Consider the following 18,329-nt stretch of genomic DNA (forward strand, 5'->3'; position numbering starts at 1 on the left):
CTGTCCCGGCCGGAAATGGTGCGACTGCCAGCACCGTACCCCCGAACCCACCCCTCCGGTCACCGGTCCGGCCGGCGAATGAGCGTCGGAACCCCGATCGAACGGATCTGGCCCGCACCCGCCACCGGCGCGCTCACCGATCCGCAGCTCACCGCGCTCTACGACCGGGCGGACCACCCGCACCTACGGGTCAACTTCGTCGCCAGCGCCGACGGCGCGGTCACTCTGGACGGCTACTCCGCCGGGCTCTCCGGCGAGCCGGACAAGCGGGTCTTCGGGCTGTTGCGGATGCTCTGCGACGCCCTCGTGGTGGCCGCCGGCACGCTACGGCACGAGGGCTACCGGGCGGTGCGGCTGAGCCCGGACCGCCGGGCCTGGCGCCGCGAGCGAGGACTGGCCGAGTACCCGACGCTCGTGGTCGTCTCCGGCTCGCTCGACCTCGACCCGGCGCAGGCCGCCTTCGCCGACGCCCCGGTCCGGCCGATCGTGCTCACCCACGCCGACGCCGTACCGCCGCCCGGCCTGACCGACGTGGCCGACGTCATCCGCTGCGGCACCGACGAGACCGGGCGGCACCGCCAGTCCGGCCGGACTGGCGGTGCCGCCCGGCCGGACGCCAGCGGCCGCGCCGACAGCTCCGGACGGACGGGCGGCTCCGGACGGACGGGCGGCTCCGGGCAGGGCGACGACGCCGGGCGGGCCAGCGGCTCCGGGCGGGTCGATCTCGTCGCCGGGCTGGCCGAGTTGCGCCGGCGCGGGCTCGACCAGCTGCTCTGCGAGGGCGGCCCGCACCTGTTCGGCGCGCTCACCGCCGCCGGCCTGGTGGACGAGCTGTGCCTGACCGTGGCGCCGCTGCTCGCCGGCGCCGGCCCGGGCCGGATCACCGCCGGTGACGCCAGCGTCCCGCGCCACCTGCCGCTGCGGCACGTGCTGGCCGCCGCCGACGGCGTGCTGATGCTGCGCTACGCACGCGACCCCGCCCAGACACCACCCGCAGGCGCCGCCCCCGCCGCCTGATGGCAGACGGCACGCGGGACACGACTCCCGCTCTTCAGGAAGATGCGGGCGGAAGCGGTGCATGCCGGGTGGGCGGACGACGGGTGGAACGCGATGGGTGTCATGGGCCGGCGGAGACACCCCTGTGTTCCACCCGCGCGACTGGATCTGACCGCGCGACGCCCGACGCCCTCTCGGTGGACCCGGCGGCACTGCTGACCGTCAGCGGGCGGGCCGTCCGGAACCGGCGGCGACGGCGGCGGCCGGCCGGCGACGGAGGGGCGAACGTGGAGGAAACGCACGCACTGTGGTCGGGCGGATTCGGGCGGCTACCGTTCGGCGCACGGGTGGCGTGGCGTCCGCCGCGTCGCGTGGCAACCTGTCGCATCCCTCGGGCAGGATGCACGACGTGCACCGCCAACGGTACGACCAGCCGACCGGAGACCGCCGATGACCGACGACCAGCTCGACGGGCCCGGCGAGGGTGTCGGCCGGGTGCTCGGCACCGCCGACGCCACCCCGCTCACCTTCTGGACCGCTGTCGCGCCGGGCAGCTACCTGCAACTGGACGACGTGGTCGTGACCCGCCGCGACCTGCCCGACCGTGAGCCGGTGACGATCGCCGGGGTGGTGACCCAGGTACGTGCCCGGCACGAGGGGGCGCAGTTCGACTCCGACGTCTTCGCCATCGCCGACGGCACGCTGCCGGCGCAGGTGCAGGAGGCGGCCGAGGTGACCACGACGCGGGTCGACCCGGAGTTCTACGTGCCGCCCACGCCGGGCGCGGTGGTGCACCGGGCCGAGGGCGACGCGCGGGCCCGGGCGCTGCACTTCGACCGGATGGAGCGGCGGATCCCGATGGGGATGGGCCGCGACGGCGTGCCGGTCTACCTCAACGCCGACTTCCTCGACGGCACCCGGGGCGCGCACGTGTCGATCTCCGGCATCTCCGGTGTCGCCACCAAGACCAGCTTCGCCACGTTCCTGCTCTACTCGGTGTTCCGCTCCGGCGTGCTGGGCGGCGACGCGGTCAACGCCAAGGCGCTGATCTTCAACGTCAAGGGCGAGGACCTGCTCTTCCTCGACCACCCGAACAGCCGGCTCGACGACCCGACCCGGGCGGCGTACGCGAAGCTGGGCCTGGACGCCGGGGCGTTCCCGGACGTGCGGGTCTACGCCCCGCCGCGGGTCGGCGACTCCTCGGGCACGCCGGATGTGAGCAGCCGGCTCACCGGGGTGGACAGCTTCTACTGGACGCTGTCCGAGTTCTGCGCCGATAGGCTGCTGCCGTACGTGTTCGCCGACGCCGACGACGAGCGCCAGCAGTACACGATGGTGGTCCACTCGGTGGCCGCGCACCTGGCCCGCTACGCCCAGCCCGCCGACGGCGGGGTGAGCATCGACGGGGTGCGGCTCGGCTCGTACGCGGATCTGGTCGACCACGTGGTCGAGCAGCTCAACGACGACGAGACGCGCGGCGAGTGGGCCGGCAGCGCGGTCGGGCTGGGCACCGTGAACGCGTTCGCCCGCCGGCTCATCGGCAGCAAGAAGGACCTGGGCCGGCTGATCCGGGGCGACCTCGCGACCCGTCGCCCGCACTCGATCAACACGGCGGAGAGCGCCCAGGTCACTGTCGTCGACCTGCACAACCTGCCGGACCGCGCGCAGCGGTTCGTGGTCGGCGTGACGCTCAAGAGCGAGTTCGAGCGCAAGGAGAAGGCCGGCACCGCCAAGCCGCTGCTGTTCGTCGTGCTCGACGAGCTGAACAAGTACGCACCGCGCGAGGGCTCGTCGCCGATCAAGGAGGTGCTGCTCGACATCGCCGAGCGGGGCCGCTCGCTGGGCGTGATCCTGGTCGGCGCGCAGCAGACCGCGAGCGAGGTGGAACGGCGGATCGTCACCAACTCGGCGATCCGGGTGGTCGGCCGGCTCGACCCGGCCGAGGCGTCCCGCCCGGAGTACGGCTTCCTGCCGCCCGCCCAGCGGCAGCGGGCGCTGCTGGCCAAGCCGGGCACCATGTTCGTCAACCAGCCGGACATCCCGGTGCCGCTGTGCCTGGAGTTCCCGTTCCCGGCGTGGGCCACCCGGGTCTCGGAGGCGGGCCGCGCGCCCTCGGAGACGCTACGGTCGATCACCCAGGCCGCCGACCCGTTCGCGGTGGTCGGTTCCGGCTCCTCCGACGACGACATCCCGTTCTAGGCGGCACCCACCATGAAGATCCTGCACACCTCCGACTGGCACGTCGGCAAGGTCCTCAAGGGGCAGTCCCGGGCCGAGGAGCACAAGCAGGTCCTCGCCCAGGTGATCGAGATCGCCCAGCGTGAGCGGCCCGACCTGGTGATCGTGGCCGGTGACCTGTACGACACCGCCGCGCCCACCCCGGAGGCGACCCGGCTGGTCACGCGGGCGCTCACCGCGCTGCGGCGGACCGGCGCGGACGTGGTGGCGATCGGCGGCAACCACGACAACGGCGCGGCGCTGGACGCGCTGCGGCCGTGGGCCGAGGCCGCCGGGATCACGCTGCGCGGCAGCGTACGGGAGAATCCGGACGAGCACGTCGTCGACGGGGTCACCGCCGGCGGGGAGCGCTGGCGGATCGCCGCGCTGCCGTTCCTGTCCCAGCGGTACGCGGTGCGCGCGGTGGAGATGTACACGCTCACCCCGGCCGAGGCCAACCAGACGTACGCCGACCACCTGGGCCGGGTGCTGGACCGCCTCGCCGAGGGCTTCACCGAGCCGGACCGCGTGCACCTGGTGACCGCGCACCTCACAGTGGTCGGGGCGAGCACCGGCGGCGGCGAGCGGGACGCGCACACCGTGCTGGGGTACGCGGTGCCGGCCACCGTCTTCCCCGGCAACGCGCACTACGTGGCGCTGGGCCACCTGCACCGCTCGCAGCGGGTCATCGGCCCGTGCCCGATCCGCTACAGCGGCAGCCCGCTCGCTGTCGACTTCGGCGAGCAGGAGAACGTCGGCTCGGTGACGATCGTGGAGGTCACCGCCACCACCGCCGCCCGCGTCCGGGAGGTGCCGGTGCCGGGCGCGGTGCCGCTGCGCACGGTGCGCGGCACGCTCGCGCAGCTCGCCGAGATCGAGGCGCCGGAGGGCTGGCTGCGCGTCTACGTCCGGGAGCAGCCCCGGGCCGGGCTGCGCGAGGAGGTGCAGGAGCTGCTGCCCCGGGCGCTGGAGATCCGGATCGACCCGGAGCTGGTGCCCGCGCCGGGCAGCGGGACCCGGACGGCTCAGCGGGCCGGCCGGTCGCCGGGCGAGTTGTTCGGCGACTACCTGGACAGCCGGGGGCACGCCGACGAGGGTGTCCGGGAGCTCTTCGACGAGCTGCTCGAGGAGGTGGAGCACTGATGCGGCCGATGCGGCTGGACATGGCCGGGTTCACGGTGTTCCGCGACGAGACGACTGTCGACTTCACCGACGCGGATTTCTTCGCGCTGGTCGGGCCGACCGGTTCGGGCAAGTCGACGGTGCTGGACGCGATCTGTTTCGCGCTCTACGGCACGGTGCCGCGCTGGGGCGGCACCCGGGGGCTGGCCAACGCGCTGGCACCGTCGGCGACCGAGGCGCGGGTGCGGCTGGTCTTCGAGTCCGCCGGTGACCGCTACGTGGCGACACGGGTCGTGCGCCGCGACGGCCGGGGCACTGTGAAGACGGCGAACGCCGGCCTCCAGCTCATGCCGCCGGGATTCGACATCACCAAGCTCGACACCGGGCTCAGCCCGGAGGACCTGGGCGAGGTGGTGGCGGGCACCCCGGCCGAGATGGAGCAGGCGGTGCTGGACGCGGTGGGGCTGCCGTACGAGCAGTTCACCTCGTGCGTGGTGCTGCCGCAGGGGCAGTTCGCCGACTTCCTGCACGCCAAGCCGGCCACCCGCCAGCAGATCCTGGTGAACCTGCTCGGGCTGGGCGTCTACGAGTCGGTGCAGAAGAAGGCCGTCGAGCGGGCCGGGCAGGCCGAGGCGAAGCTGGAGACCGTCGACAAGATGCTCGGCGGGCTCGCCGACGTCGACGACGACAGCCTGACCGCCGCCCGGGAGCGGGTGGACGCGATGCGGGAACTGGCCGCCGCTGTCGCTGCCGCCGTACCCGAATGGGAGCTGGCCCGGGCCACGGCGGGTGAGCGGGCCGCGGCGCTGGCCGCCCTCGACGCCGAGCTGGGTGTGCTGGCCGGGGTGCGGCCGCCGGACGGCACGGCCGAGCTGGCGCGGGCGGTGGCGCAGGCCCGGGTGGCCGCCGACGAGGCGGCGGGCGCGGTCGGGCTGGCCGAGGAGCGCGAGGAGAAGCTGCGCGGGGAGCTGGCCGCCGCCGGTGACGAGAGCGCGCTGCGGCTGCACCTGAAGGCGTACGCGGACCGGGACCGGCTGACCGCGGAGGCGGCGACGGTCCGGGCGGCGGTGGACGCGGCGCGCGCCGAGCACGACGCGGCGGTGGCGGCGCTGGCGGCGGCGCGGGCGGACGCGCAACGGGCCGAGACGGAGCTGGACTCGGCGTTCCGCGCGCACGAGGAGGCGAAGGCCGCCGACCAGGCGGTGGCGCTGCGGGCGCACCTGGTCGGCGGCGCGCCCTGCCCGGTGTGCGAGCAGACAGTCACCACAGTGCCGGCGGTGCCGGAGGGCTCGGCGGTGAGCCGGGCGATCGAGGCGGGCAAGACGGCGCGGGCGGCGAGCGAGGCAGCCAAGCGGGTCGTGCAGGAACGCGACACCGCGGCCCGTGACTCCGACCGGGTGCTGCTGCGCGCCCGCACCCAGCACGACCAGCTCGGCACGCGCCTGGCCGAGCTGGACGAGCAGCTCGCGGACGCGCCCGCGCCGGAGCGGCTGCGCGAGTCGCTGGCCGAGCACGCGCGGCTGCGGACCGCGCTGGAGGAGGCGGCGGGCGCGGTGCGGGCGGGCCGGGAGGCGGCCCGGCGGGCGCGGGGCGCGCTCGACGCGGCGCAGGAGCGGCTGCGCCGGGCCTGGCGCGACTTCGACGCGGTACGCGACGGGCTGGCCCGGTTCGGGCCGCCCGCCGCCGACCGGGACGACGTGGCGGCGGCGTGGGCGGCGCTGGCCGGCTGGGCCGGCGAGCAGGCGCGGGCGCGGCGCGCGGAGCGGGACGGGCTGGCCGACTCGGTGGAGGCGGCGCAGCGGGCCGCGGCCGAGGTGGCCGACGGGATCGCCGCGTTGTTCACCGCGGCCGGGCTGGACGCCCCGCGGGACGCGCCGCGCGACGTGGCGGTGGCGGTGGAGCGGGCCGAGGCGGAGTTGCGCCGCCTGGACGAGCGCCGCGAGCAGGCCGCCGGGCTGCGGGAACAGCGGGCCGGGCACGAGCACGAGGCGCGGGTGGCGCGGGCGCTCGCCTCGCACCTGCGGGCCAACAACTTCGAGCGCTGGCTGCTCACCGAGGCGCTGGACCTGCTCGTGGACGGCGCGTCGGGGATCCTGCGGGAGCTGTCCGGCGGGCAGTACGACCTGGTCCACGACAAGGGCGAGTTCTTCGTGGTCGACCACCACGACGCCGGGCTGCGGCGCGGGGTGCGGACGCTGTCCGGCGGGGAGACGTTCCAGGCGTCGCTGGCGCTCGCGCTGGCGCTGTCCGAGCAGCTCGCCGGCATGTCCACCACCGCCGCGAGCCTGGAGTCGATCGTGCTGGACGAGGGCTTCGGCACGCTCGACGCGGCGACGCTGGACACGGTCGCGGCGACGCTGGAGAACCTGGCCGCCCGGGGCGACCGGATGGTCGGCGTGGTCACCCACGTGCCGGCGCTGGCCGAGCGCATCCCGGTCCGGTTCGAGGTCCGCAAGGACGCGCGGACGGCCCGCGTGGAACGGACCGGCCTGTGACCGGCACGTCCCGGCGGAGCGCCGCGTGACCGGGCCGTCGCCGGCGTTCTACGTCGACGCCTGGGATCCGTCGTACGGCGCGTCGTTCGAGGCGGCGGGCGGGTCCGGGCCGGCCGCGCCGAGCAGCGCCCAGGTCGAGGCCGACGTCGAGCTGCCGGCCACCGACTGGCGGGCGATCGGCCCCCGCGCGGACGTGCGGTCGCCGGACGTGGTGCTGCTCGTCGACGGGGTACGCCGGATCGACGCCAGCGTCTGGACGGCTGAGGAGGACGGCGGCTCGTTCCCCGGCATCGCCGCCTCGTACGCGGCCGGTGTGGTGCGCTGCGACCTGGACCGGGGCGCCGCCGAGCTGGCCGGCGCCCGGGTGGGCCGGGGCCTGTTCACGGCGAGCCCGTCGGCGCAGGACGTGGTCGCCGGGACGGTCCGCTACCCGGTGCACCGGGTCAGCGGCACCGGTGAGCTGAGCAAGCTGCCCGCGGCGGTGCAGGCGCCGCTGACCGCGCTGGAGGTGGCCGTCTCCGACGCGGTACGCACCGACGGCGACCTGCTGGTCGTGGACGGCCCGCTGCGCAGCCGGCGAAACCTGCCACGCACGCTCGGGTACATCAAGACGCAGCACAGCCAGTATCTCGACGCCCGGCTCACCGCCGTGGTGACCGGGCTGGCGCCGGGTGAGCGCTGCCCGGTGTTCCGGCTGGGCACGGCGTGGGGCGGCTGGTCGTGGTATCTGCGCCTGCCGGTGCGCGCCGGAGCGCCGTGGGCGGGCATCGTGCGGGTGGAGTGCTCGGCCGACCTCACAGTGCCGGAGGCGGTGGCGCTGGCCGACCTGTCGCTGGTGACGCTGCCCCGGTTCGCCTCCACCCCGTACAAGGATCCGCGTGCCCCGCAGAACCTGGTGCCGATCGCCGGGCTGGAACGGCGGCTGCGCGGGATGCTCGGCGACGCGCGTCTGCTGCACCGGGTGCTCACCGGCGCGGCGCGCGGGATGCGGCGCTGATGGGCCGGCGACGCGACGCCGACCGGGTGGTCGCCGACGTCGACACCGGGCGGGCCGAGCTGGTGCCGGACCCCGACCGTCCGGGCTCGTGGACGCTGCTGCTGGACGGCGCGCCGCAGTCGCACGTGGACCTGACCGACCCGGCGCACCTGGAGTTCGAGTACGTCCGGCGGCTGGCCGCCGCACTGGACCTGGTGGCGCCGGCCGGTGCGCCGCTGCGGGTGCTGCATCTGGGCGGCGGCGCGCTGACCCTGCCCCGGTACGTGCGCGCCACCCGGCCGGGATCGTCGCAGCGGGTGTCCGAGGTGGACGGCGCACTGGTGGAGCTGGTCCGCCGCGAGCTGCCCTGGCCGTCGGATCCGCGCCTGAGGGTACGGGTGGCCGACGCGCGGGCGACGCTGACGTCGAGCCGGGACGGCGCGTACGACGTGATCGTCGCGGACGTGTTCGCCGGCGCCCGTACCCCCGCGCATCTGACCTCGGTGGAGTACGCCGCCGAGGTGGCCCGGGTGCTCGCGCCCGGCGGCAGCTATCTGGCGAACGTGGCCGACGGCCCGCCGCTGCGGCACGCCCGGGCGCAGGTCGCCACCGTGCGGACCGTGTTGCCCCGGGCCTGCCTGGTCGGCGACGCGGCGGTGCTGCGCGGCCGGCGCTACGGCAACCTGGTGCTGGTGGCGTCCCGGGTGGAGCCGCCGGTGCCGGAGCTGACCCGGCGGGCGGCGGGCGACTGGTTCCCCGGCCGGGTGCTGGCCGGCGCCGAGCTGGACCGGTTCGCCGGGGGCGCGCCGGTGGTCCACGACGCGGACGCCGTCGACTCCACTCCCCCGCCGCCGGGAATTTTCTCGGTCAAACGTTGATCCGATCGGCTGGCCGCTGCGTATCACCGGGCGGCCATGCCCGTGGGGGGCCGGCTGATGTCATTGGACAGCGGAGGTCTGCATGCATGCGGTGGCGGCCGGCTGGCACGGCGAGGTGGCGCGGCCCGAGTGGATGTTCGCCCGGGCACAACCACACTCGCGCGCCTCGCGTTCGGGCCGGGGGGTCGACGCCCGGTCCGCCGATCGCCAGAATGACCCGGTGCCGCCGCGACCCGCCCCCGGACGCCACCAGGCGACCTCGGCCGAGGCCAGCCACTCCGACCAGCTGATCCGCCTGCTGTACGCCGAGCACGCCGGCCCGCTGCTGATGTTCGTGATGCGGCTGACCGGCGGGGACCGGCAGCGCGCCGAGGACATCGTGCAGGAGACGCTGCTGCGGGCGTGGCGCAACGCGCACCGCCTCGGCGTGCAGGGCCAGGGCTCGCTGCGCCCGTGGCTGGTCACTGTGGCCCGGCGGATCGCCATCGACGAGCACCGCAGCGAGCAGGCCCGCCCGCCCGAGACGTACGACCGGGATCTGACCATGTTCGCCGAGTCGGACAGCACCGACCGGGTGCTGCGCACGATGACCGTCGCGGACGCGCTGCGTACGCTGAGCCAGTCGCACCGGGAGATCCTGGTGGCGACGTACTTCCGGGGGCGCACCGTGCCGGAGGCGGCCGAGGAGCTGGGGCTTCCGCTCGGTACCGCCAAGTCGCGGGTCTACTACGCGCTGCGCGCGCTGCGCACGGCTCTGCAGGAGAGGGGGGTGACCGAATGAGCCGGGCCGATCACATGGACGTCGCCGCGTACGCGCTCGGCGTGCTGGATCCGCAGGACACAGAGCGCTTCGAGGAGCATCTGGCCACCTGCTGGGCCTGCGCGGCGGAACTGGAGACGATGGTCCCGGTGGTGGGGCTGCTCTCCGGCATCGACGGCGAGGCGATGGCCGCGCTGGAGCAGACGCACACCGATCCGGCGCTGCTGGACCGGACGCTGATGGCGGTGCGGCGGGACCGCCGTCGTACCCGGGTGCGGCAGTTGCTGGCGACCGCGGCGGCAGTGGTGGTGTTCGGCGGCGCGAGCGCGGCGGCGGCCGGGATGCTGGGCGACGATCCGGCGCCGCCGCAGGCGGTGCCGACGCAGGCCGCGCCGACTGTGGCGTCCAGCGGCGAGCCGGGCAACCCGAACGACCCGGGCGTCGGCGGGCCACAGGACATCGAGGGCGACAAGCACAACGCGACCGATCCGGCGACCGGCGTGCAGACCACCATGTGGCTGGCCCGCAAGGAGTACGGCACGCAGATCGCGGTGCAGCTGAGCCGCCTGCCGGGGCCGCGCACGTGCCGGCTGGTGGTGGTCCGCAAGAACGCCACCAGCGAGGTGATCAGCACCTGGTCGGTGCCGGTCGGCGGCTACGGGACGAACCAGAACCAGCTTCCGCTGGAGCTGAACGCGTCCACCTCGGCCCCGGTGCGCGACATCGACAAGCTCCAGGTGCAGTCGGTCGACGCGAACGGGGTGGCCAGTCCGCTGGTGACTGTGGACGACATCTGATCGAACGCTGAGCGGCGCCGGGTGGCTGAGCCACCCGGCGCCGTCGCGTCGTGCCCGGCCGGCGGACCCCCTCGTGCTGACGCACGCGCGGCGACGCCTGTCGGTTCAATCGGTCCACTGTGAAATGTGCCACCCGTACGGGTTCAACCTTGACAGCGCCGCGCCCGTACTACTCGGCGAACTGCCAAGAACGAGGAGGGCACGTGGCACACCACATGCGGACGACCGTCATCGTCGCGAGCGCGATGGTCGCACTTACGGCCTGCGCCCCAGCAGGCTACAACGGGGCGAACTCGGGCGCGGCCGAGCCGGTCGCCGTGGCCGCGGCCGAACCCACAGCGGCGGCCGAACCGGAGGCGTCGGCGGCTCCCGAGGAGGAGCCGGTCGCGGACAAGGCGCCCCCGTCCAACGTGAAGATCACCGACGAGCTGGTCGGCAAGAAGCTGCCCCGGATGGGCCGCGTCGTCACCGACCAGGACGGCTGGGTGCTGTACCGGTTCGACAAGGACTCCGACGACCCGCCGCAGTCCAACTGCGTGGACAAGTGCGCCGAGGTCTGGCCGCCGTCGCTCACCGACGGCAACCCGAAGCTGCGGGGCGTCTCCGACGACAAGGTCGGCACCATCACCCGCCAGGACGGCACCCGGCAGCTCACCATCGGCGGCTGGCCGGTCTACCGCTACATCGGCGACAAGAAGCCGGGCCAGTGGAAGGGCCAGGGCGTCGGCGGCACCTGGTTCGTGGTCGACCCGAACGGCAAGAAGAACCTGACCTGCCTGCCGACCGGCACGCCCAAGCCGGTCGCGCCGCCCGCGGCGGGCAGCTCGAACAGCTCCGGCGGCGGCTCGGACTACTCGTACTGAGCCGCCAGGACACGGTGACCGGTCGCCGCCGGGGAGGGCGCGGCCGGTCACCGTCGCGGACCCGGGAGGCGGGGCGTACCGGCATCGGCCCGCCTCCCGGCACGCGGGGCGTGCCCGGCGTCACGGCCGGGTCGCGTGGCAGAGTGGCCGGGTGACCTCGCCCGACGCCCGCCGTACGCTGCGCCCGCCGGCCGGCTACCGGCTGGCCGCGTCGGTGCGGGCGCTCACGTTCAGCCCGTACGACCCGTGCGCGCGGATCGCCGCCGGCACGTTCTGGTGGGCCACCCGCACCCCGGACGGCCCGGCCACGCTGGCGCTGCGCCCGGAGGCCGGCGAGCTGACCGCCGAGGGGTACGGCCCGGGCGCCGGCTGGGTCGTCGAGCGGGCCGACCGGATCGCCGGGCTGTGCGACGACCTGACCGGGTTCGCCGCGCTCGCCGCCGTGCACCCGCTGGTGGCCCGCCTCGCCCACACGCACCACGGGCTGCGGATGCCGGCCACCGGGCAGATCTTCCCCCGGCTGCTGCGGGCGGTCTTCGAGCAGAAGGTCACCGGCAAGGAGGCGTACCGGGCGTACGCCGCGACGGTGCGGCACTTCCGGGAGCCCGCGCCCGGCCCGCTGCAACCACTGCTGCTGCCGCCGGAGCCGGGCGCGGTGGCGGCCACGCCGTACTGGGTGTTCCACCCGTTCGGGGTGGAACAGCGGCGCGCCGACACGCTGCGCCGCGCGGCTGCCGTCGCGGACCGGCTGGAACGCTGCGCCGACTCGGCGGAGGCGACCCGGCGGCTCACCGCGATCCCCGGGATCGGGCCGTGGACCGCCGCCGAGGTGGTGCGGATCGCGTACGGGGACCCGGACGCGGTGAGCGTCGGCGACTACCACGTGCCGAACACAGTGGCGTGGGCGCTGGCCGGTGAGCCGCGCGGCGACGACGCCCGGATGCTGGCGCTGCTGGAGCCGTTCCGGGGGCACCGGGGCCGGGTGTGCGTGCTGCTGGAGGCGGCGGGCGTCCAGGCACCGAAGTACGGCCCGCGCGCCCCGATCCGCTCCTTCGCCCGCTACTGACCGTCTCAGCTCCGCCGGCACAGCCGCCGCAGCGTCCGCCCCAGCCACCAGGCGTACAACCGCTGGAATCCCAGCACGACGGGCCCGCCGGCCCGCACGTACCAGTGGGCGGGGCGGCTGAACGCGGTCACCTCGAACCAGACGCCGTCAGCGCCCCGGGTCACCAGGAACGCCTCCTCGCCGACCTCCGGGTGCCCGGGCAGCGTGCCGTAGCCGAACCCGGCCCGGTCCGGCTCGTCCACCGTCCAGACCACCTCGGTCGGGCCCCACAGCCGCACCGGGCCGACACCGACGCCCGGCGTGACCCGCACCCCGGGGGCGGCGCGCGGCGCGTCCGCGCGCATCACCACGCCGGCCGCGCGGTGCAGCCGCCAGCCCAGCACGGCGTCCGCCGCCAGCGGGAATCCGCCGTCCGGCAGCCGGACCCGGTGGCGCAGGTGGTGGTAGCCGGCCGGCAGGCCGCCGTCGCGGGTCGCGCCCACCTCCGGGTACGTCAGCTCCGGCACGCCGGTCACCCCCTCGCTCGTGGAGAACACCCCGCCAGGGTACGGCCGCCCCGGCGGGCTGTGGTGAGCTGAGCCGGTGACCGACGTGACCATCGCCCCCGCCGGCCTCGCCGACGCCGGGGAGATCCTCACCGTGCAGCGTGCCGCGTACCTGGTGGAGGCGCAGCGCTACCGCGACGTCTTCCTGCCCCCGCTGACCGAGACGCTGGACGAGGTGCGGGCCGCGCTCACCGGCCCGGACGTGGTGCTCGCCGCCCGGTGCGGCACCCGCCTGGTCGGCTCGGTACGCGCCCGCGTCGACGGCGGCACCGCACACGTCGGCCGCCTCTCGGTCGCGCCCGACCAGCAGGGCCGGGGCGTCGGCGGGCGGCTGCTGGACGCCGTCGAGCACGCCTGCGCCGGCCGGGTGACCCGGTTCGCGCTGTTCACCGGCGCGGACAGCGCGGCGAACCTGTCCCTGTACGCGGGCCGTGGCTACCGGGTGGTGGCGCACCGGCCGGACGAGAACGGCAACCGCCTCGCCGTGCTGGAGAAGACGGTCAGTCCTGCTCGCAGCGGCGTCTGAGGCCGTCCGCCTCCTGGCGCAGGTAGCGGCGCATGGTCGAGCCGCCGAGCAGCCCGACGAGCCAGGCCAGCGGACCGGTCTGTACAAGCACCAGCTCGGCCCGGGTCCGCCCGTCCTCCAGCGGTATCAGCCGGTGCTCACCACGGGTGCGCACGCCGGGACTCGCCGACTCCCACGCGAACGAGTACGGCGGATAGATCTCCACGACCCGCCACACCGCCGGGCGCAGTCGTGGCTGCTCCAGCCGGGCTGTCGAGCCGAGGATCAGCGGACCGGGCTCCAGCCGGCGCGCGGCGGTGACCGAGGGCGTCCACTCCGGCCAGCGCTCGACGTCGCTCTGCACGTCCCAGACCCGCTCGACGTCGGCGGCGATCTCGACGGACTCGGCGAACCGCATGGGCTTTCCCTCCCCCGTGGACGGTCCCCTCAGCCTATGCCCGAGCCCCACCCCGCGCCGCCCTGCTCCGGGCGACCCCGGCCGACGGGGAGCGGGTGGGGGTCAGGCGGCCTCGTGGGGGTCAGGCGGCCTCGTGGAGGTCGGCCAGGGTGACCGGGGCGTACCGCGTCAGCAGGCGTTCCAGCTCGGTGACCGAGCCGACCTCGCCCAGGACATTGACGCCGCCGCCGCGTTCGGGCGGGTAGCGGTGCGCCAGCCGGTAGCGGTAGCGGCCACGGATCAACTCGACGCTGACCCGCCAGCGCCCGCAGCATCCGCAACTCCACTCCGGCACGCCGCGACGGTAGCTCTGACCTGCGGTTTCACCATTCGGGCGGCGGTGACGAACACGGCCGGGACGGGACACGCCGCCCGACGACCGGCGGTGATCTGCCTCACCACTGTCGGTGGGGTCTGGTTGACTGGTCGCCGTGGACCTGCCGATCAACCCTCCGGTCGAGCCGATGCTGGCGAAGAGCGTGGCCGAGCTGCCCACCGACCACGGCCTCACCTACGAGCCGAAGTGGGACGGCTTCCGCTGCATCGTGTTCCGCGACGGCGACGAGGTCGAGCTGGCGAGCCGGGGCGGCAAGTCGATGACGCGCTACTTCCCCGAGGTGGTCGAGCAGGCCCGCCGGCAGCTCCCGCCCCGGTGCGCGGTCGACGGCGAGCTGATCGTGATCCGGCGGGACGGGCCGGGCGGGCAGCCGCGGCTCGACTTCGAGCTGCTGGCCCAGCGCATCCATCCGGCCGCCTCCCGGGTGAAGCTGCTGGCCGAGACGACCCCGGCCGACTTCGTCGCGTTCGACCTGCTGGCGATCGACGACGAGCTGCTCACCGAGCAGCCCTACCCCCGCCGCCGGGAGCGGCTGGAGCAGGCGCTGTCCGGGGTGCGCCCACCGGTGCACGTGACCCAGGTGACCACCGACCCGGAGACGGCCCGCCGCTGGTTCGACGTGTTCGAGGGCGCCGGGCTGGACGGGCTGATCGTCAAGCCGGCCGACCTGCCGTACGAGCCGGGCAAGCGGCTCATGTTCAAGGTCAAGCACGCGCGCACCATGGACGCGGTGGTGGCCGGTTTCCGCTGGCACAAGTCCGGGCCGGTGGTCGGCTCGCTGCTTCTCGGTCTCTACGACGACGACGGCGTGCTGCACCACATCGGCGTCAGCTCCTCGTTCACCATGGCCCGCCGCAAGGAGCTGCTCGACGAGCTGGAGCCCTGCCGCGACGTCGGCGACGAGCACCCGTGGGTGCACGGCGACCACGAGCGGGGCCAGCGGATCCCGGGCGGGGTCAGCCGGTGGACCGGCGGCAAGAACCTGGAGTGGGAGCCGCTGCGCCCGGCGCTGGTGGTCGAGGTGGCGTACGACGCGATGGAGGGCGACCGGCTGCGGCACACCGCCCGCTTCCTGCGGTGGCGCCCCGACCGCGATCCCCGCTCCTGCGACTACGGCCAGCTCGACCGCCCGATCCGCTACGACGTCGACGAGGTGCTGCGCGGCGATCCGGCGGCGACGGTCGGTGACGCCCGCGGCCGGGCGTAGCCTGACCGTCGACACGATCATGGAAGGCGCCGACGTGACACGCTTCCCCGACCGGACCCGCCGGTTCCGGCCCGTCCTGGCCGCGTTCGTCGCGGCGGTGGTGCTCACCGCCGGATGCACGCTGCCGGCGTTCGCTCCGCGCGCCGAGAGCGAGGGCGAGGCCGCCCCGCCGGGGGCCGCCGCGAACTGGCGGGCCTGCCCGGAGGTGCCCGACGAGCTGGTCGGCCGGGGCGCGACGGACATGCGCTACGAGTGTGCCCGGATCGCCGTGCCGCGCAACTGGGGCACCGGGGCCACCACCGGCGCGACCGCCGGGCCGGGCGCGGGCGAGACGTTCGAGATCGCGCTGATCCGGGCACGCTCGACCAAGCAACGCGACCGGATCGGGTCGCTTGTGGTCAACCCCGGCGGTCCCGGGGCCTCCGGTGTCGACACCGCCGTCTACCTCTCCTTCGGTCCGGCGTTCGGCGGCCTGCCGACGGCGATCACGGACCGGTTCGACATCGTCGGCTTCGACCCGCGCGGTGTGGCCCGGTCCAGCCCGGTCAAGTGCATCTCCGACGCCGACCTCGATGCGAGCTTCGGCTACGACCCCGACCCGCGGAGCCAGTCGTCGTTCGACGGCTTCGTCGACCTCAACCGGCGCATCGGCCAGCGGTGCGGCGCGAAGTACGGCGACCAGCTCCCGCTCTACGGCACCGAGCAGGCCGCGCGGGACATGGACGCGGTCCGCGCGGCGGTCGGCGACGACAAACTGACCTACCTGGGCTACTCCTACGGCACGCTGCTCGGCGCCACCTACGCGCAGCTCTACCCGCAGCGCGTGCGCGCCCTGGTGCTCGACGGCGCGGTCGACCCGCAGCAGAAGCTGATCGCCGGGTCGGAGAGCCAGGCGAAGGGCTTCGAGCGGGCGTTCGACAACTTCACCAAGTGGTGCGCGACGAACGCCGGCGGCTGCCCGATCGCCCCGGACGCCCGGGGCGCGATCACCGCCGAGATCGACAAGGCGAGGACCTCTCCGGTACGCGGTCAGGGCGGCCGGGAGGCCACCGCCGGCTGGATCTTCTACGCGGTGATCTCCTCCCTCTACACCGAGCAGGGCTGGCAGGAGCTGGCCCGGGCGATCGACGACCTGCAGGGCGGCGACCCGGACGGCGTGTTCAAGCTGGCCGACTCGTACGCGGGCCGCGAGCCCGACGGGCACTACTCCAACCTGTTCGACGCCAACCTGGCGGTCAACTGCGCGGACGAGACCGAGAAGCCGACCCTCGATCAGGTCCGCCAGTTGCAGTCGCAGTGGCGGCAGAAATACCCGCTGTTCGGCGCCGCCCTGGCGATGGGCATGCTGGGCTGCGTGGAGTGGCCCGGCGAACGGGACCCGTACCCGACCGGCCGGGCGAACGGCGCCCCGCCGATCCTCGTGGTCGGCACCACAGGCGACCCGGCGACGCCGTACGAGCAGACGCCCGCGCTCGCGTCGATGCTCGGTGTGGGACGGGTGCTCACCTGGGAGGGCGAGGGGCACACCGCCTACCCGCAGACCTCGTGCGTGACGGCTGCCGTCGACGCGTACCTGATCTCGCTCACCGTCCCCCGGGAGGGGCTGCGCTGCCCCGCCCGGTGACGGCGCGGCCGGCGGCGTGAGCGAGCCGGCGGCCACGGGCGTGATCAGCCGGCGGCCGGGGGCGTCCAGCCCTGCGGGATGTGCCCGACGCGCACGCGCTGGGGGTGGTCGCCGACCGGCACGCTGGCGACCTTCTGCCCGGTTGCGAAGTTGATCGCGGTGACCTGGTCCGCGCCGGATTCGGAGATCACGCAGTCCCGGCCGTCCCCGCTGACGGTGGCCCAGTACGGCTTGCTCGCGGGCACCAGCGGGCCCTCGCGCAGCGTGGCCCGGTCGAGCACCGTGGCGTAGTCGTCCATGGTGCCGGCGACGCAGATCCGGGTGCCGTCGGGGCTCATCGACAGGCCGTGGTGCCGGGAGTCGTTTACCCAGGTGGTGCGGTCCTCGCTGGTGGCCGGGTTCTTCGGCAGCGTGGCGACGCGGGTGACCCGGTCGGTGGCCACGTCGTACTCGACCACGCCGTTGAAGAAGGACACCTGGAAGTAGAGCCGGCTGCCGTCCGGGGTGAACACGGCGGGACGGACCGCGTCGGAGAGGTCCTTGCGGCCGGCGGCGTCCAACCGGTCGCGCATGTCGATCACCTTGACCACCTGGTACGTGCTGGTGTCGGCGACGGTGATCCGGCGGTCGCCCTTTGTCCAGTCGAGCCACGGCGCGTCCAGGTCGGTGTTGACCTCCCCGATGGACATGTTCCACAGCCGGGTGCCGCCGTCGGTGTAGATGTTCTCGTGCGGCTTGTCACCGGCGCCGAACGAGCCCAGTTGCGCGCCGGTGCGGATGTCGAGGACGTGCACCGTGTTGGAGGTGGAGGCGGAGACCGCGACGCGGGTGCCGTCGGGTGAGACGGCCATGTGGTCGGCGCGGTAGCCGGAGACCGGGAACCGCCAGCGCAGCGCGCCGGTGGCCAGGTCGATCGAGACGACGTCGGCGAAGCTGGGCCGGGACACCACGAGCGCGGTGCCGTCCGGTGTGGTGTACATGTCGTCGATGAGCTGGTCGTGGCCCTCTCCGGGGCCCTGCCGGATGCCGAGGAAGAACGCCAGCTTGACCGGGTTGAGGTAGATCTCGCGCAGTCGGGCGGCGCGGTCCGGGATCGCGTTGATCCGGCCGAGCCTGGCGTAGTCGCCGCGGGACCTGATGACGTCGGCGGTGCCGTCCCAGTTGTTGCCGACGAACATCACCTCCTGGAGCGTGACCGCGGCGGCGGCCGGCGCGGGCACCGTCACCAGGGGCGCCGGTGCGATCAGGGCGAGCGCGGCCAGCACGGCCAGGCCGGCGCGGCGGCGGGTACGGGACGGGTGCTGTGGCACGGGGGTCATGGACGCCTCCTGGCAGCCGGTACGGCATCGACGTTTCTCAGTGGCGCGAGCGGTGTTACCTTGCGGTAACAACCAGGAGAGCAACCGGCCGCCCGCCGGGGCTAGGGATCCGACGCCAACGTCCGCGCGGCCCGGTTGTGCCGCGTCGACAACGGAGGGCGGCGG

Annotated in this window: 17 protein-coding genes; 13 read left to right on the plus strand and 4 right to left on the minus strand. The window is 74.7% G+C overall.

Translation table 11 applies throughout. The features are described from left to right. Positions 1–78: 78 nt before the first annotated feature. From ACGFIA_RS00615 to ACGFIA_RS00660, 10 genes are all read left to right on the plus strand, one after another. Entirely contained in the window at positions 79–1,017 is a 939-nt protein-coding gene (locus ACGFIA_RS00615) for a pyrimidine reductase family protein (RefSeq protein WP_393257681.1), read from the plus strand. Between the two features lie 429 nt (positions 1,018–1,446). After that, positions 1,447–3,195, plus strand: coding sequence for an ATP-binding protein (locus ACGFIA_RS00620; protein ID WP_043325613.1), 1,749 nt, complete (start codon positions 1,447–1,449; stop codon positions 3,193–3,195). A 12-nt stretch (positions 3,196–3,207) separates the two neighbouring features. Next, entirely contained in the window at positions 3,208–4,356 is a 1,149-nt protein-coding gene (locus tag ACGFIA_RS00625) for an exonuclease SbcCD subunit D (protein ID WP_357389991.1), read from the plus strand. Then, positions 4,356–6,830, plus strand: a complete 2,475-nt coding sequence (locus ACGFIA_RS00630; RefSeq protein ID WP_357467521.1) for an SMC family ATPase — start codon at positions 4,356–4,358, stop codon at positions 6,828–6,830. Before ACGFIA_RS00625 ends, ACGFIA_RS00630 begins: the two co-directional genes overlap by 1 nt. Positions 6,831–6,855: 25 nt before the next feature. Beyond that, the gene (locus tag ACGFIA_RS00635; RefSeq protein ID WP_357382756.1) at positions 6,856–7,827 is read left to right on the plus strand and encodes a hypothetical protein; all 972 of its coding nucleotides are present in this window, start codon (positions 6,856–6,858) and stop codon (positions 7,825–7,827) included. Beyond that, positions 7,827–8,684, plus strand: coding sequence for a fused MFS/spermidine synthase (locus tag ACGFIA_RS00640; protein WP_357382754.1), 858 nt, complete (start codon positions 7,827–7,829; stop codon positions 8,682–8,684). The genes ACGFIA_RS00635 and ACGFIA_RS00640 overlap by 1 nt, the downstream gene beginning before the upstream one ends. A gap of 82 nt (positions 8,685–8,766) precedes the next feature. Beyond that, positions 8,767–9,465: a sigma-70 family RNA polymerase sigma factor gene (locus tag ACGFIA_RS00645; protein ID WP_047893132.1), complete on the plus strand. Its 699-nt coding sequence runs from the start codon at positions 8,767–8,769 to the stop codon at positions 9,463–9,465. After that, a complete protein-coding gene (locus ACGFIA_RS00650; protein ID WP_357382752.1) occupies positions 9,462–10,241 on the plus strand; it encodes a zf-HC2 domain-containing protein in 780 nt (259 codons plus the stop codon). The genes ACGFIA_RS00645 and ACGFIA_RS00650 overlap by 4 nt, the downstream gene beginning before the upstream one ends. A gap of 203 nt (positions 10,242–10,444) precedes the next feature. Continuing rightward, positions 10,445–11,104, plus strand: coding sequence for a hypothetical protein (locus ACGFIA_RS00655; RefSeq protein ID WP_357382750.1), 660 nt, complete (start codon positions 10,445–10,447; stop codon positions 11,102–11,104). Positions 11,105–11,255: 151 nt separating this feature from the next. Beyond that, complete coding sequence (locus tag ACGFIA_RS00660) at positions 11,256–12,170, plus strand: DNA-3-methyladenine glycosylase 2 family protein (protein ID WP_357382748.1); 915 nt, start codon at positions 11,256–11,258, stop codon at positions 12,168–12,170. 5 nt (positions 12,171–12,175) lie between these two features. Here ACGFIA_RS00660 and ACGFIA_RS00665 read toward each other — a convergent pair whose 3' ends face one another. Continuing rightward, the gene (locus ACGFIA_RS00665; protein ID WP_357382746.1) at positions 12,176–12,706 is read right to left on the minus strand and encodes a DUF1990 domain-containing protein; all 531 of its coding nucleotides are present in this window, start codon (positions 12,704–12,706) and stop codon (positions 12,176–12,178) included. Between the two features lie 46 nt (positions 12,707–12,752). On the opposite strand from ACGFIA_RS00665, the gene ACGFIA_RS00670 reads away from it, so the two are divergent. Next, complete coding sequence (locus ACGFIA_RS00670; protein WP_357382743.1) at positions 12,753–13,241, plus strand: GNAT family N-acetyltransferase; 489 nt, start codon at positions 12,753–12,755, stop codon at positions 13,239–13,241. Here ACGFIA_RS00670 and ACGFIA_RS00675 read toward each other — a convergent pair. Continuing rightward, on the minus strand, positions 13,216–13,638 hold the full coding sequence (locus ACGFIA_RS00675; RefSeq protein ID WP_357382741.1) for an SRPBCC family protein: 423 nt from the start codon (positions 13,636–13,638) through the stop codon (positions 13,216–13,218). The two genes, ACGFIA_RS00670 and ACGFIA_RS00675, sit on opposite strands and share 26 nt — an antisense overlap. A gap of 121 nt (positions 13,639–13,759) precedes the next feature. Further along, entirely contained in the window at positions 13,760–13,972 is a 213-nt protein-coding gene (locus ACGFIA_RS00680) for a hypothetical protein (RefSeq protein ID WP_357382739.1), read from the minus strand. A gap of 136 nt (positions 13,973–14,108) precedes the next feature. On the opposite strand from ACGFIA_RS00680, the gene ACGFIA_RS00685 reads away from it, so the two are divergent. Both ACGFIA_RS00685 and ACGFIA_RS00690 read left to right on the plus strand, forming a co-directional pair. Next, complete coding sequence (locus ACGFIA_RS00685) at positions 14,109–15,221, plus strand: ATP-dependent DNA ligase (RefSeq protein ID WP_357382737.1); 1,113 nt, start codon at positions 14,109–14,111, stop codon at positions 15,219–15,221. 19 nt (positions 15,222–15,240) lie between these two features. Then, the gene (locus tag ACGFIA_RS00690) at positions 15,241–16,845 is read left to right on the plus strand and encodes an alpha/beta hydrolase (RefSeq protein WP_357476090.1); all 1,605 of its coding nucleotides are present in this window, start codon (positions 15,241–15,243) and stop codon (positions 16,843–16,845) included. Positions 16,846–16,889: 44 nt separating this feature from the next. Here ACGFIA_RS00690 and ACGFIA_RS00695 read toward each other — a convergent pair whose 3' ends face one another. After that, the gene (locus tag ACGFIA_RS00695) at positions 16,890–18,164 is read right to left on the minus strand and encodes a YncE family protein (RefSeq protein WP_393257694.1); all 1,275 of its coding nucleotides are present in this window, start codon (positions 18,162–18,164) and stop codon (positions 16,890–16,892) included. Between the last annotated feature and the right edge of the window lie 165 nt (positions 18,165–18,329).

The organism is Micromonospora sp. NPDC049203 (assembly GCF_043197215.1).
Classification (GTDB): Bacteria; Actinomycetota; Actinomycetes; order Mycobacteriales; family Micromonosporaceae; genus Micromonospora.